Annotated in this window: 15 protein-coding genes; 1 reads left to right on the top strand and 14 read right to left on the bottom strand. The window is 43.3% G+C overall.

Annotation, left to right across the window (positions count from 1 at the left end):
* Positions 1-37: 37 nt before the first annotated feature.
* Positions 38-1249 (bottom strand): FG-GAP repeat domain-containing protein, encoded by a 1212-nt coding sequence (locus G9Q97_RS03610; RefSeq protein WP_166143203.1) that lies wholly within the window; start codon positions 1247-1249, stop codon positions 38-40.
* A gap of 366 nt (positions 1250-1615) precedes the next feature.
* On the opposite strand from G9Q97_RS03610, the gene G9Q97_RS03605 reads away from it, so the two are divergent.
* The gene (locus tag G9Q97_RS03605) at positions 1616-2983 is read left to right on the top strand and encodes a Gfo/Idh/MocA family protein (protein ID WP_166143201.1); all 1368 of its coding nucleotides are present in this window, start codon (positions 1616-1618) and stop codon (positions 2981-2983) included.
* Positions 2984-3046: 63 nt separating this feature from the next.
* Here the strand turns inward: G9Q97_RS03605 and G9Q97_RS03600 are convergent, their stop codons facing one another.
* The 13 genes from G9Q97_RS03600 to G9Q97_RS03540 form a co-directional block, all read right to left on the bottom strand.
* On the bottom strand, positions 3047-4513 hold the full coding sequence (locus G9Q97_RS03600) for a Gfo/Idh/MocA family protein (protein WP_166143199.1): 1467 nt from the start codon (positions 4511-4513) through the stop codon (positions 3047-3049).
* 181 nt (positions 4514-4694) lie between these two features.
* Positions 4695-4928: a VF530 family protein gene (locus tag G9Q97_RS03595; protein ID WP_166143197.1), complete on the bottom strand. Its 234-nt coding sequence runs from the start codon at positions 4926-4928 to the stop codon at positions 4695-4697.
* A 163-nt stretch (positions 4929-5091) separates the two neighbouring features.
* The gene (locus G9Q97_RS03590; protein WP_166143195.1) at positions 5092-5745 is read right to left on the bottom strand and encodes an energy transducer TonB; all 654 of its coding nucleotides are present in this window, start codon (positions 5743-5745) and stop codon (positions 5092-5094) included.
* Between the two features lie 229 nt (positions 5746-5974).
* Positions 5975-6463: a hypothetical protein gene (locus tag G9Q97_RS03585; protein ID WP_166143193.1), complete on the bottom strand. Its 489-nt coding sequence runs from the start codon at positions 6461-6463 to the stop codon at positions 5975-5977.
* Positions 6464-6478: 15 nt separating this feature from the next.
* On the bottom strand, positions 6479-7768 hold the full coding sequence (locus tag G9Q97_RS03580) for an aminopeptidase P family protein (protein ID WP_166143191.1): 1290 nt from the start codon (positions 7766-7768) through the stop codon (positions 6479-6481).
* A gap of 241 nt (positions 7769-8009) precedes the next feature.
* The gene (locus G9Q97_RS03575) at positions 8010-8558 is read right to left on the bottom strand and encodes a hypothetical protein (protein ID WP_166143189.1); all 549 of its coding nucleotides are present in this window, start codon (positions 8556-8558) and stop codon (positions 8010-8012) included.
* Positions 8559-8722: 164 nt separating this feature from the next.
* Positions 8723-8986, bottom strand: coding sequence for a DUF4235 domain-containing protein (locus G9Q97_RS03570; RefSeq protein ID WP_166143187.1), 264 nt, complete (start codon positions 8984-8986; stop codon positions 8723-8725).
* An 81-nt stretch (positions 8987-9067) separates the two neighbouring features.
* Positions 9068-10183: an acyltransferase family protein gene (locus tag G9Q97_RS03565; protein WP_166143185.1), complete on the bottom strand. Its 1116-nt coding sequence runs from the start codon at positions 10181-10183 to the stop codon at positions 9068-9070.
* Positions 10184-10223: 40 nt separating this feature from the next.
* Positions 10224-11357 (bottom strand): family 20 glycosylhydrolase, encoded by a 1134-nt coding sequence (locus G9Q97_RS03560; protein ID WP_166143183.1) that lies wholly within the window; start codon positions 11355-11357, stop codon positions 10224-10226.
* 24 nt (positions 11358-11381) lie between these two features.
* Positions 11382-12581, bottom strand: coding sequence for a heparan-alpha-glucosaminide N-acetyltransferase domain-containing protein (locus G9Q97_RS03555; protein WP_166143181.1), 1200 nt, complete (start codon positions 12579-12581; stop codon positions 11382-11384).
* Between the two features lie 12 nt (positions 12582-12593).
* On the bottom strand, positions 12594-13106 hold the full coding sequence (locus G9Q97_RS03550; RefSeq protein WP_166143179.1) for a cupin domain-containing protein: 513 nt from the start codon (positions 13104-13106) through the stop codon (positions 12594-12596).
* Between the two features lie 75 nt (positions 13107-13181).
* The gene (locus G9Q97_RS03545) at positions 13182-14033 is read right to left on the bottom strand and encodes an ROK family protein (protein ID WP_166143177.1); all 852 of its coding nucleotides are present in this window, start codon (positions 14031-14033) and stop codon (positions 13182-13184) included.
* 12 nt (positions 14034-14045) lie between these two features.
* A complete protein-coding gene (locus tag G9Q97_RS03540; protein ID WP_166143175.1) occupies positions 14046-15455 on the bottom strand; it encodes a hypothetical protein in 1410 nt (469 codons plus the stop codon).
* Positions 15456-15594 lie beyond the last annotated feature (139 nt).

Here is a 15594-nt window from a genome sequence, read left to right as displayed (position 1 = left end):
CCATGTACGGTTAAAAAAAACACTGCCGGTCGGTATTCTATTTTAGCGGATTCTCATACCAAATGACTCCCAATCCTTTTTTGGTACCATCCTCGGCTGTTTCTTCTGAGGTCAGAATATCCAGATCCCCATCCCCATCCAAATCGATTAAAGTAAGAAAATCATATTTCACCCCTTTCTCCCCACTGATATCCAATACCTGCGCAGAAGCAGCTTGAAAATCCAGACGAGCTATAATACCTGATTTCCCCAAAGCACCCTCAAATGAGGCCACCATGTCCAATTTCCCATCCTGGTCAATATCAGCAATCGCAACCGATTTCCCCCTGGACCCGGATACAACAGGATAAGGAATAAATTTTTCATCCCATTTTCTATCATTTGGGGTAAAATGCACCCATCCTTTCATCAAATCTGGCACCAGAATACCCGGCAAAGGGGTATGTTCCAGCACATACAAACCCATAAACATGGGTTCACCCTCCTTCAAACCGATGAAATGGCTTTTCCATGGCTGATCGGCCTGGTCTGGCCCGGGGTTTTCCAGCCACCTGAGCCCCCTCAATTCCCCCTTACGGTCAGTAATCAGCAAATCCTTAAGCCCATTGTTGTTCATATCCATCAGTTCGATGGACATGATCCAGCCTACCTTGGAAATCTCATGATATTTCCAGGCCTCCAGGTCTCCGGGATCCTCCGGAGATTCCAGCCAGCCAATAGTGCCATTGGGGTTTTTTGACCCTACAATCAGGTCAGTTCCATTTTTCCCATCTATTTCCAAAGCTCTGCCAAACATCCATTTGGTTTTTCCCAGAGATGCAGGAATGTCTTCAGATTTCCATCTTTCACTGCGCCGAAGATTACTTTTCTCTTTCGGGGCCCAGTGAAGTGTAATCCTTTGGTGACTGCCTTCGGAGAGAGAAACCAAATCCTGATTTCCATCCCCATTCAGGTCTGTAGCGAAGGCATCCTCCACATCCGGGGCTTTGAGCTCCACAAAAGGCCATTTTGATTTGGGTTCATTTGGTTGAAAATAAAGCCTTACCACTCCTCCTTCTTCCCAGGCTACCACTATGTCCAATTTTCCATCTCCATCCACATCTGACATTTTTGAACCGTCAGCTCCAAAGGAAGTATTGTCTATGGTATGCATTTTCCATGGACTGCTGCTGCCAATGCTTTTTTCTTGCTGTCCATGACTGATTAGGGGCAAAAACAGCAAGGTCATTAACCTGATAAACAGATTCATGATATGGTTATTTAATTTCAACATGCGAGGTATACAATCTAGGAACGCATTTACAGTTTTTGGATCAATTCTCAAATAATAAGCAGTCCCTAAAGCAGTCATTCTATTGACACAATGGTACCATTTTTCATTACCATAGGGATAAGGGAAAGTTAAACCATCTGCCCATTTGGCAGAACAAATTGTTCGTGAATGAAACAAGCCCGGGGTCATCCTACCCCATTTTGAGTATTTCTGAAAAATACTACAAGTATTTGCTCTTTGAAAGAAAATGCAGTTAAAAGTCATTATTCAAATTAAAAAGGCTTAACCTGAGGGATAAATTTTATATATTGACTGCTTAAAATAGTTAACCAAAATATATCAATGAGCCCTTTAAAAATAGACAGAAGAAAATTCATCAAAGGCGGTACAGCATTAATGGCACTTGGCAGCGTAGGTGTACCAGCTATGGGACTGCAGGCCAGAAAAGCTTCCTATAAAGTAGGCCTGATAGGCACCGGTTGGTACGGTAAAAGTGATTTGTTCCGCCTGATCCAGGTAGCGGAAGTTGAGGTGCTTGCCCTGGCAGACCCTGATCAAAAATTATTGGATGAGGCTGCAAAACTGGTCAGTCAGCGCCAGTCCTCTGGCAAAACCCCTCAAACTTACAACCACTACAGGCAAATGCTTGATGCGCATGTATTGGATATCGTTTTGGTGGGCAGTCCTGACCATTGGCATGCCCTGCAAGCCATTGATGCCATACATGCCGGTGCACATGTTTATTTGCAAAAGCCAATCAGTGTGGATGTGATAGAGGGAGAAGCCATATTGGCCGCTGCCAGAAAGTACAATAAAGTAGTACAGATCGGCACCCAAAGAAGAAGTACCCCGCATCTGGTTGAGGCCAAGAAAAATATTGTGGATAAGGGATTGTTGGGGAAAGTTTCCCATGCAGAAATGTGCTGCTATTACCACATGAGGGCCAATGGCAGTCCTGAAGTGCAGCCGGTACCTGATTTTTTCGATTATGATCTCTGGGTTGGACCCGGCCCCATGCGGCCATTTGATGGTCTACCTCATAGGCGTTGGTGGCGCACAATGATGGAATACAGCAACGGCATTACCGGAGATATGTGCGTTCACATGTTTGATGCCGTAAGGTGGACATTGGGGCTGGGATGGCCCAAGAGTGTCTTTGCTACCGGTGGCATCTACGTCCAGAAAGGAGGAAAATCAACCATTGCCGATACCCAAACGGCGACTTTCCATTACGATGATTTGGATTGTGTCTGGACCCACCGCTCCTGGGGCACAGCTCAGGACCCTGAATACCCCTGGGCTTATAAAATCTATGGAGACAAAGGGACGCTGAAAGCTTCAGTCATGAAATATGAATTTATTCCCCAGGGGGGTGGTGAGCCCATCAGGGGAGATGTGGTCTATGAAAGGGAAAAATATCCTGAAGACCTGAATGAAAAGGACATCGAGCTCCATGCCGCACCTGCAACCAGAGACCACATGAGGGATTTTCTGATGGCAATAGAACAGGGTGGCCGTCCGGTGGCCGACATAGAAGAAGGACATATTTCTACTGCCAGTTGTATCCTGGCCAATATTTCCATGGAATTAGGCAGACCATTGGCCTATGACCCCGATAAAATGATTGTCAGGGACGATGCAGAAGCCACACGGTTATTGAGAAGGCCCTACCGGGCTCCCTTTCAGCATCCAGATCCAAGATCTGTATAATTAATAAAAAACTCCACCAGCTTTTTCCCGGTGGAGTTTTTTTCATTATCAGGAAGAAAAAGGTTAAACTTTAAACCCCTCCCTGTAATTTCTGCCTACAAACTGATTGGCCTCTTCTAAATTGGTAATGCGCATGTTTTCTCCATCCCATAATAATTTCTTACGGCCGAAGAATTCTGCCTGTCCATTGCTGTTTTCTCTTCTCAACATGTAACTTCTGATGGCCAAATTACCCATCAGAACGGTTTCTGTCATTGGTCCCGCATAATCGAATGAAGAGGTCAGGCCTTTGTGCTCAGAACTGTTGTATCCGGCTTTACAGGCATCTACCCATTTGCGCTGATGCCCGTATTCAGGCTCCTCATTATCCTCCACCTCAGGACCAAATTCAGTGGTACCGTCATTCAGGTACAGTTTGGGCATCAGTGGAGAACTGTCGTTGATATTGGTTGAAATGATTCCCTTTTCTCCAATAATCAGGACACCATTTGCACTGTTCTTTCCTCCAATATCATCATCTGCTGGAATAATATCCGGATGGGAAGGCCTGATACCACCATCACTCCAGGTCATCTCTATGGGAGATTTGCTTTTTGATGTGGCATCAAAATGGAGGGTAATGAATGAAGCAGGGGGACAACCTTTGGGATAATAATCTGCTGTCCACATATCGGTATATATGGAAGCCACACTACATTCGGCATCAGTGGGATACATTAAGCCCAGGGTTCGGAAAGGAATATCAATCAGGTGGCACCCCACATCTCCCAAGGCACCGGTTCCATAATCCCACCAGCCTCTCCAGTTGAAAGGGTGTAGATTCGGTGTATACGGAATATATTCGGACGGGCCTAACCAGAGGTCCCAATGCAGGTCATCCGGTTTTTTGGAGGGTGCGGGTTCTGGGAAGGGTATTCCCTGAGGCCATACAGGACGGTTGGTCCAGACCTGTACTTTGGACACCTTGCCTATTTTATCATCATCAATCCACTTTTGCACCATATTCAGTAAGGGATTGGAGCCACCCTGGTTGCCCATTTGGCTTACAATCTTCTGTTCTCTCGCCATCTCGGTAAGCATTCTTGCTTCCCTGATATTGTGGGTCATGGGTTTCTGTACATATACATGCTTACCACGCTCCATGGCATAGGCGGCGGCAGGACCATGAACATGATCAGGGGTAGAGATGGTTACCGCATCAATGTCCTTTTCTTTATCCAACATTTCCCGGTAGTCATGATAGCGCTTTGCATTGGGGAAATTCTCTACCGAACGGGAAGCGGAACCTGAAAAGTCCACATCACAGAGGGCTACTACACGCTCCCTGCCATTGACCGAGGCATTTTTAATATCGCTGGATCCCTTACCTCCTGCTCCTATGGCAGCCAGGTTCAGCTGGTCACTAGGAGCTGTAAATCCTACTCCACCCAGTACATGCCTGGGGACAAAAATTACCGAGGAAGCAATAGCTGCATTCTTAATGAACGAACGCCTGCCCGAATCCTGTTTTTCCATTTTTGGTTTTTTCATGGTTATTTCGAATTATTTGAATTGGTAAATGTATAATCGGGAAAATGTAAAGGAATTCAATTATAAAATTGATCCATTAATATACTGGATCAGCCCGGCTTTAGGCAGTCCTTTTGAGAAAATTTTCTGAAATCAACCATATTTTCATGTTTAACAACCCTTTCGGACAACATTTTACTGCTTATGGATTAGCCCTTTTTTTTGACCGCAAATACAAATCTTCCACCTTGGTCCTTGCCCAGGGGGTTTTCCTTAAAAAAGTCAGACTGGATTTCACTGAGGGATTATTGGTAAAACAACGGATCGGTATCTTATTGCCCAATTCTTCCCAACCATAAGTGGCCAACAAATATTCCAATATGTCTATTAGTCTTATCCCGTGAAGCGGATTGTTGACTTGCCCTTCTTTTTCCATATGCCTAAAAGTAGAAAATTTAAACATTTTCTCCAATAACTATCCTGGCCATACCAGGAAACCCGGATTTTATGTTCCTTTTTTTGAAAAAATTTCTTTATACAACAAAAAAACCGGACAGATAACCTGCCCGGTTTAATTTTAAGTTCTAATTCTAATTTCCTTATCTGATCAATGCAGGTAAGGTGGGATTTTTTTCAAAATCAAATGTGATCGGTAAAACTGAGAGCGAGGCTACCTCTACATTGTCAATCTCTGCAGGTTCCCATTCACCTGAAGTTGCTTTCAGTGCTTTAATGGCCTGCTGCTCCAGGTCTTTCATGTACATTTCTACAGAGGTTTCGATATTGCTGGTAGTAGTTGCAAATGGAATGGATCCATCTTCATCCACTACAAATTTGACAAAAATGGTTCCTTCCAAACCCCAGTTTTTAGCTTCTTCAGGATACTTTAAATTGCTTACTATGTCTGTTTGCAGGGCTTCTTTCCCTCCACTATATTCAGCTTCCTCATCGACGGAATAAAAGACACCCATCCTGTTTGCCGTGGTTTTCATTTTGTTTCTATTACTTTTCAGGTCAAAAAGCACCACTTCTAATTTTTTCCTGTCAATATCATTGTCCACTCCTGTAACAACCACGTCCTGTAACTTTCCATCATTCATCTTATAGGAATAGGAAAAGGCAGGGTAATCTTTAACGATCTCATTGATTTGCATCAAATAGTTCATGTTTCTATCCTCCATGTCCTCCAACTCACTTCCCGACAATTGTTCGCCGTTCTGTTGTGCTGATAAGGTTGTGAAGAGGAAAAGCATACTGAATGTTAATACTAATCCTGAAATTATTTTGAATTGATTAAATCTAACTATGGTCTTCATAACAGTTTAATTTTTAAATTAAATATTTGGATCTTTTCATCCGATGGAAAAAAAGATCCTTTTTAAATATAAAACTGTCTAAAAAAGAACAATGCACATGCCAAAAAGGCTGTTTTTGGATCAAAAAAAGAATATCATATGGATAAATACATTTTTCCTTTAAAAATTACCATATTTTCAAGATTTCAATCTGCTGCCCACGAAAGACTGCTCCTTCTCCCTCTCGTTTCGAGACCAGTACCTGAATTAGGGGTGAATTTTCTGACACCAGTTGGATCTCCCTCCCTTCCAGCTCCAGCTTACCCAATGGAACAGCCACCCAAATCAAGGCCCCGCTAAGTTCAATCAATGCGCCCTCAGAAACCTGAGAAATAGAACCAATTCTGATTTTTTTCAGCTTATTCCTCCACTGACCTATAAGACTCAATTGTATTTCCAGCAGACTCCTACTTTGGTTGATACTTTCCCTACCAGTTTCATATTTGTCTCCCGCACTGCTTTTGGTTTCTGATTGACTGGCTTCATGAAGGGCTGCAATCTGATCGTTCAAGTCATCCATTTTTTCCTGAACCATTGCCAGGGCCGCCTGCTGCAATTTCCTTTTAATTGCTAGGCCAGTCTCAAAAGCACCCGCTTCATCTTGCTTGAAGTTCATTTTCGGGAGAATAATTTATTCATGCATCAGGGTTTCGATTTCCTCGGGATCAATGGGAATATTTTTCATCAGATCGCGATATCCGCTTTCACCGATGACGATATTGTTTTCCAATCTGATTCCAAGTTCCTCTTCTAAAATATAAATTCCTGGTTCAACGGTGAAAACCATTCCCGGCTGAATAGGCTCATGCATGGATCCAACATCATGCACATCCAATCCCAAATGGTGGGAGGTTCCGTGCATGAAATATTTTTTGTAGGCCGGCTTTTCGGGAGCTTGATTTTTGATGTCCGTTTGGTCTATCAATCCCAGATTCACCAGCTCAGCCTGCATGATCAAAACCACCTCTTTGTGGTATTCCTGAAGGGAAACCCCCGGTCTCAACATGTTCATGGCTTCCCGCTGTACCCTTAACACAGCATCATAAACCTGGCGCTGCCTTTTGGAAAAGCGGCCGTTTACAGGTATAGACCGGCTCATATCTGCATTGTAATTGCCATATTCCGCCCCAACATCAAAAAGAATCAGGTCTCCCTCTTTACAAGTCGCATTGTTTTGGATATAATGAAGCACACAGGCATTTTTACCTGAGGCAATAATGGGCTCATAGGCAAAACCCCTGCTTCCTTGTTTTACAAATTCATGAATATACTCCGCTTCAATCTCATATTCACATACCTCAGGTTTAACGAAAGACAATATTCTTCTGAATCCATCTTCGGTGATATCACAGGCTTTTTGCAATTGAATGATCTCCTCAGGCTCTTTTACCGACCGAAATTTGTGCATAATTGGCGCAATCCTGTGATATTGGTGCAAGGGAAACCTTTCTTTACAATCTTTAATGAAGCGCGCATCTCTGGTTTGTACCTTGATATCGGCTCTCAGGTGTTCATTTGTATTTAAAAAAACATGCTTGCTCAAAGCCATCAGGGTTTGAAAAATCAATTCAAAATCAGAAGTCCATTTGATATTGGCAATTCCTGAAAGGGCTTTGGCTTCCTCCTGTGTGAATTTGTGTCCTTCCCAAATGGCTATTTGCTCATTGGTAGGTTTAATAAAAAGAATTTCCCGCAGGGATGGATCCGGATAATCCGGACAAATTACCAAAATGGTTTCTTCCTGGTCAATGCCACACAGGTAGAGCAGGTCATTGTTTTGTCTGAACCGCATGGTTCCATCTGCATTGGTAGGCAAAATATCATTGGAGTGAAAAACAACAATGGATTTTGAAGGAAGCTTTTCAAGGATCTTATCTCTGTTTTTTTTGTATAGGGATGCGGGAGCCGGTTGGTATCTCATAAAAACATTTGATTTTTACAAAGGTAAAAAATATCCCTGCCCGGCAAGTTTATAATTTGAGTAATTCTCCAGCCCTTAAAATTGGTTTTCAAAGGAAAAAACAATAGTTACCTCCCTGGAAAAACAGCCGCGGAACAGACTAAAAAAATTATTTCGCTCTGATTGCCTATAGTCGGATGGATAAATGCTTACCGGTAGTTTTCAGGAAACAGGGTTTGCCCCAATCTTTCATTGCCTGTAACTATTCCCCATCCACACCAAACATATTAAAAACATCCCTGGAGCCATCCAGGGTCAATGCAAATTCTCCGGGTGGTAGTGAGGCTATTTCTAGAAGGTAGGAACTGCTTTGGTATTTGGTTGCCTGAAAAGGAATAAAATCAATGTCTGCAGCGGTAGATTTATTAAAATTCACCGTACCGGTAACAATAATTCTTCTGTCTTTATCCTGGTCAGACTCCAAGGCAAATACATTGATCACTTCCATTGGATCCCGATCATTTTCATTGGCCTTAACGATCAGTCGGATGGTACTTCCCCGGTCGATTCTAACCGGACTTTTAGCTCCATTTACAAAGTTCATGCCTTTTGCTTTGGCAACTCCAAAAAGTGCCGCACCTACACTAGCTTTCGATCCGGAAGCGGCTTTTTGTTTTTCCAATTGCTCTCCTGATTGGTAATCCCTGACAAGCAAGATGACGCCTGAGAAATCAGGTTCAGCAATGGTTAAATCTTGTGCCAAGAGAGAATGGGCGAATATAAGGGATAGAAAAAGGCTGTAAATCTTCATGGCAACCTGGTTTTTTGGATTATGGCAGGATCATTCTGGTTTTTCCTTCCATATCCTATAATCCCCCTGAAACCTAAATTACCTGTCAATCAATTGATTGTGAACCTATCTAAGGTAGCACAAAAAACGGATAATTACAATATCCATTTTGCAATAAGGAAAACCTAGCTACTCAAAGCCTTGTCAGATCCTTTGGTTAGGCCCCACCGAATAAACACTTTTGTGACGCTTACCAATACCCCTGTTGTGATGGTCCAGGCCAGAACTTCTTTGAGGGAGTTGTTGTGATTGAAGGGGTTCTTGGGTGCCTCCTTCCCGGTGGTTTTCTCCCATGTTTTTTCCAATGCCCTTTTGATCAAAAATGATCCCAATAATGTTCCTCCAACAATCAGAAGTGATTGCAGGTCTTCTTTATTTTTCTTTTTCATAAACAGTTTATCAAGGATTGAATGGAAATTACAGTTTAATAATCATGCCAAACTACATGTCATTTTCTATAAATTTTCTTTTCAGACCTTGACATACCATTTATTCCTGTCCATCCACCAGCCTACCAGCCAAACGAGCAGCATGAAACAAACTGCAAAAACCAGACTGGCTGTTTTGGGTGGAAAATACGGGACAAACAGACTTTGATAGGCCCAGGTTTTAAATGCCTGATCTCCAATTCTTACCATCAACATTATCCGAACCAAAACCCCGGAAAGCACATACAAAACGAGTGGGTTTCTTCCAAAAACCTCGAAAAAATAGGACCAATTCTTCCACTTCATCACCTCCAATACATACATAAGAACTGCCAGCAGGGCCGTGGCATAGCCTACACTTACCAATACAAAAGAACTGGTCCAGATTTTTTTATTTATCGGAAAGAAGAAGTCCCAGAGATAGCCGGAAAGCAAAAGCACGGAGGCCAGCAGGAGTAATAACAAGACCGTCCTGACCTTTCCACCTTTCTTTTGTACCAACAGCCCTATAGCATAACCCAAAAGTACATTGACCACAGCAGGAAAAGTGCTCAAAATCCCCTCAGGATCAAATGGAATACCTTCCCCCTTATACAAATTGGCGGCTCCGATCAACCAAAGATCCAATTTCCTTGCAGCATTTCCCTCCAATGTATAAGGGTCTGGTCCTACCGCTCCAAAAAGATACATCAGCAACCAATAGGCAAGCAACAATACACCGCCAATGATCAAACTGCCTCTGAGCTTAAAAAAATAAATGAGACTTGCTGCTATGCCATAACACAAGGCAATTCTTTGCAAAACGCCCAAAATCCGGATTTTACTAAAATCATAGGGGATAACTCCAGCCTCGGATAGCCTGAAAAAGGGAAATGCCGTAAGCAAGAGACCTATTACAAAAATGATCAACGTACGTTTTAGCACTTTTTGAAAATAAATCCCGGGTCCCTGATGCTGGAGTTTTGTTAGGCTAAAGCTCATCGCATTCCCCACCACAAACAAGAAAGAAGGAAACACCAAATCAGTGATGGTCAGGCCATGCCACGAAGCATGCAGTAAAGGGGAAAAATTTGTCCCCCAGTCTCCAGGGGTATTGACAATGATCATCAAAGCCACAGTTAGTCCCCTTAATACGTCTAATGATTGGTATCTGGCCATTAGTAATGTGGTGTTAATAGAAAATAGGTGACATTAAAAATCAGTTTTTCACTTGCGGAACTTTTTCACCAAAAAGGTTTACAAAGGTTACCCAGGGCTCCTCCACATTTTCTGCTTGTTCCCCACTTTTAAGTTGTTCATAACTTTCAAGGCCATCCAAAAATGAAGCTGCACCGGACCAGACTGTGAGCATCACACCTTTGAACCTGCCCCTCATCTCATTGGTTTGGTAAGCCCTGTAACGGAGCATATCTTCTACCTGCATTAGGCCTACTTCGGGTTTACGCCAGGAGCAACTGATCACATCAAAACCCTTCATGGCAAACATTACAGGGGTCTGATCGGGTCTTTCGTAATGCCAGTCACAAATGACCACATCTTTGGGAATCATATCAATGGCCCTATGGGTATTGTTCATGCTGGCTTCCCACATACCAATCCCTGTGGTTTTCCCATCAATCAGCCGATCCCCCCAAATCCAGAGTTTTTTTCCTTGAAGGTTGAGGTGATTCCTGATTTTACTAACCTCCCCTGCAAATAATTCGGCTTTATCCCTGCCTCCGCACCGGGGACATTTGTCATCTCCTATGTAAAAAACCTCGTCCATTCCTGCATGGAAGGCATCTGCCTCAAAAACGGTTAAAATCTCATCTACCAGATCAAATACCACTCCATGTACTTCCGGGTGCAGTGGACAGTAGCTCTTGCAGTATAAACCATCTTCATTTGGCCATTCATAATTTTCAGGAATCTCTACATGAGGGGTCTCATCAAATTCGGGGTATTCTCTCAATAAATTACCCAGGGAGGATGCCCAGGATTGGTGGCCCAGCAAATTGATCTGGGGAACAAGTTTGATCCCATGCCGGGCTGCACTTGCCACGATTTTCCTGACATCAGATTTGGATAAAACTTCCTCATTTCTTAATTCCGGATGGCTTTCATAGGCATAGTTGTAATCTACCCGCAAAACCAGCACATTCACTCCCCTGGGTGCAAGTTCATTATCCATAAAATCTACGAACCGATCTACTCCCTCCTTTTGGGGGGCAGCAATGGCCAAGCCACGAACAGGCAAGTCATCGGTTTGAATTTGTCGCGACCATCCCCGAAATAAAAAAAGCGTGAGCAGGAGGAAGGTTAAAAGCAAAGTTTTTAACGGTGAATTTCTCATAACATTCAGGGGTTAAACATGGATTTATATTTTTAAGCGGAGATTTTTTTTCTCAAGCAGTCCTGTAATCAGGATAATGACAAGGGCATATACCAGGGATTTTAACAAGCCAGGCAAACCAGTCCTGACAAACAGGGGTAGCGCCCAGCCGCTGAGAGACAACAACCCATAATGAATATAAGGCAACAAATAGCAAGTAAGGGTACTGGTGCCTGCTGGTTTTATCCAGGTGAACCAATCTTTTCGTTTTTTTATATCTACGAGCCAAATCAAAAAGCCGTAGGAAGCCATGCTAATGCCAATACAGATCAAAACCCAGGAGGGAGATGATCCGATTTTATGGATTCCCCAAAGCGGCCTGGTTACAATACCCAGAAGTATACCGGTAATTGACAGGGATGCCAATACCACCCAGAAAAAGCCCTGCTTACCCCCATTGTAGTAACTCCTGTAATACAGGCTGACCAGCATGCCGGAAATAGCAAAAGCCGGCGTGGCTCCATCGTCTATCAACCAAAAATAAGGTTTGAGCCCACTCAGGAATTCAAGCAGGTTTAACTTGGAAAGGGAACTGAACAACAGACAAGACAAAAAAGCCAGCCAAACCAGGGACAATTTCCCCTTGCTGGCCATGTACACCAGGGATGCAATCAAATAGGCCCAGCCAATCAACCCCAAAATACCCCACCAATAAATGTCCATCCATTTCGGATCAGCCAAATCCCCTCCTTTATAAACGATGGCCAGGAAGACTAGTATCAGCCAACCCAGAGATTTCCCTGCTGTTTTGACACTACTTTTAACGGATTTTGAATAATCCAGCCAAATCAGGAAAAAGGCAAGGGTGAGGAAAATCTGCCAGACCGGTTTGGCCAAAAGGCTAGCTCCCTCCTGATAGTTTTCCAAATTGACGTGGAAAAGCCCCATGATCAAAAGGGCCGCGGATCGGTACAAAACATGGAGCAAAACTTCCTTGTTGGTGGCTCCCTTTTTCCAACGGTTTTCAATGGCCAGCGGAATAGACAAGCCGACAATAAACAAAAAGGCCGGGAAAACCACATCAGACAAGCCCATTCCATCCACCCCGGCTGGCACATGCTTCAGCCATTCAGGCACTCCATTCAATGTCCAAAGGTCATTGACAAAGATCATGAGCATCATTGTCAATGCACGAAAAACATCTATGGCATGGTTTCGGGATTTTTGGGTGGAAGCCTGAACCATTTTTTCCGGTACCTATTTGCGTTCGAAATCGTCCTGAACCCGTACAATATCGCTTTCATCGGAGGGGTTTTGCGGATCTGTATGCATCCAGATCTCTGCTACCATGCCCCAATTTTCCAACCCTACCAGCCGGTGCCTTTCCCCTTGCTTCAACCGCACCGACTGTCCAGTTTCCATGGGTTTTAAAGAACCCTCCTCATCTGTTTCACTCCTGATGATTCCTCCCTCCCCTGCGATCAATTTCCAGATTTCGGCCCTGCGATGGTGGTATTGCCATGAAAGGCGCTTCCCGGGTCCTACCAGTAATATTTTGGGGCTTAGCTTGTTTTTCAATTGTTCAGGCGTCAATTCCACTTCAGGGAAAAACTTTTTCTTAAAGGAATTGATCTGATTTTCATCTATGACGAAAAAACCACCCCATGGCCGTTCTTTATCCTTGCTGACTACTTTGAAACCTTCCCCTTCCAGTGACTTTTCAACTGTGCTGAAAATCTCTTCTTTGGATAATTGTTTTTCTATTTTCATTGCAGATTATATGATTCGATCAAAAGAAAATTATTTTTCGGTTCATAAAATTTTCAAAAGATAATAAATTTATTTTCAGTTTTCATTATGAATACTTGCCGCTCCTATCATTGCCGCTTTTTCACCAAGCCTGCTGATTAAAAGTTCGGGGCTGGAACCGAAATCCTGCAAAATCCTTTTGACTTCAGGAAGAAAGTAGGCCGCAGCCTTCACCATGTTCCCTCCCAATATCACCTTATCAATTTTCCGGCTTTCCTGTTGCAGTAAAATAAGATCCGCCAGGTGGCTGGCAAATACCCTGAGTTTTGCCAGCGTATCCTCCCGGGTTTGCTGATTGGTCAATAAGTCCTTTAATCCATGCACTTCTATTCCAAAATGCACTTTGGCCCATTTGGTAAAAAAAGAGGTACTCAAATAATCCTCGGCTATTCCCCCTTTGAAAGGAATGGACCAAATGGCCCCATCTTCAGCAAATTTCCCGGACTTAAAAGCTCCACCCAATCCTGTACCCAGCGTAATGCCCATCAGGTTGGTATTCCTTGGCCAGCCAGCTGCATGGGCCTCACCTTGCAAAAAAGCTGCCGCATCGTTGATAAAAGCAATATTATCCACCGGAAGCCCTAATCTGTCAGCAAGAGTTAATTTCACATTCACCTGATATAGAGACAGGTATTTTCCTTGTTCTAAAATCAGAGAAACTCCATTTTCATAATCAAAGGGAGCGGGCATGGCAATACCCAGCAGGGTATGTTTTGAAATACCCAGGGATTGTATACAACGGCCCCAGGCTCCCAATATTTCTTCTTTTGTCCCTAAAGAATTCACTGATTCCCTGGCCACTTCTGCATCGGCAATGGTCATTCCATTTTGCAGGATTCCCGCACTGATATGGGATCCGCCAATATCTATACCAACAATCTGTTTCATTTTCATCCTGCTTTATTTTGTTCTAAGGACATCTTTGAATTTTTGCAGTTCATGAAACTGTACAAATTCCCTATCAGCAGCAGCCCTTTTTCTCAAAAAATCACTTCTTACCACGGCTTTCCCCAGATTTTCGTATAATTTCTCCACTTCCCCGTTACGGGCAGCGACCAGGGCCAATCCATAAAAAGGAAAACCGTTGGACATGTTTTGGATGGCGCTTTCTTCAAATTTAACTGTGGCATTGTAATAATCCTTAGCCAGTAAATTGGCCAGGCCCTGATTAAACAGGTTGATAGGATTACTTTCCGCTTTGTTCAAATGAATAGCGGCCAAGCGGTAATCGCCATTAAAAATGGAAACCGCTCCCAGGGCTGCTTCGTATTTCTTCGTCAGTTGATCCGATCGGGTCAGGGCCAATGCCCTGTAGAAATTATTGTATGCACTGAATTTGTCTCCCCAAAGCCAAAATACCAAACCCAGGTTGTATACAGCATGTGGATTTTCAAAAAAAGCATTTGAGCGGTTCAAAGCGAATAGGGCATTTTCCAAAAACAGGTTTTTATTCTTTGTATCTGTAACCCTGTTGGCCTGATTCAAAAACACCACTCCCAGATTGTTATATACCATTGGACTGGGATACACTTCTTCCATTGCCCTGAGGAGTGCCTCCTGCTCAGCCCAGCCTGGTTCTTTGCTAACAGCAATTGCCAATCCTTTTTCACTTAATGTATCTGCCGGCACTGTCCCCTGCCGGATGTTCCTCGCCAGGATGGAGCGTTGGATCTCAGAAACCTCTATGCCCTTGTTACCATATTGTTTTCCATAATCAACTTCAAACCTGCTTAGCACTTCCCTGTTGATTTCTATGTAATGTGGTAAACCTTCCATCTTCCACTTTTTGAAGCTCCAATCTCCGGGACCGTTCAAAACATCTAAAAACGGAGCTTTTTCAGTATAAGGCAAGTTGCTATAGGCAGCCAACAAATCTTCCAATACTTTCCAACCATCAGCCAGCATCCCCATTGACTCTGGAGAGTCAAAAGCAACCTCGGCACCCAGAACAGGGAATTCCTCCTGACCCCGGTATTGCCCAATTTGAGCCAAAGAAGCAGTAGTAACAATTCCCCGGGTCAGTAATTCTTCAGGTGCCCTTCCTTCAATTTCCTGCCTTCCCTTACTTATTGCTGATGTAGCATACAAGGCCCCATTTTCCATTCCGTCAGAAAAGGGCATACTAAACCTACCCCTGATCTCAACTTTAGCATGCGGATCAAGGCTGTCTCCACTGACGATTAAACCCTTATCAAACTTATAGCTTTCATTACCATAGTTATAAATAAGATTAACCTCGTAAAGCTCATTTTTTCGGATACTTGTATTGGGAAGGCTGACCAGCAAATCAAATCTAACCGAATCTCCCAAACGCTCTAATATTTTTGGCTGAATTTCAATTTTTTGATTATCGGGTTTTTTTATAACTTGGACCTGATTACAGGAATAGGAAATCAAAACAGCAAATATTATATTTACAGCAACACTTTTTTTTATAACAATCATAGGT

This window comes from Cyclobacterium plantarum (genome assembly GCF_011290685.1).
GTDB lineage: Bacteria > Bacteroidota > Bacteroidia > Cytophagales > Cyclobacteriaceae > Cyclobacterium > Cyclobacterium plantarum.
The sequence above is the reverse complement of the archived record's forward strand: the minus strand, read 5'-3'. Positions and strand labels throughout refer to the sequence as shown.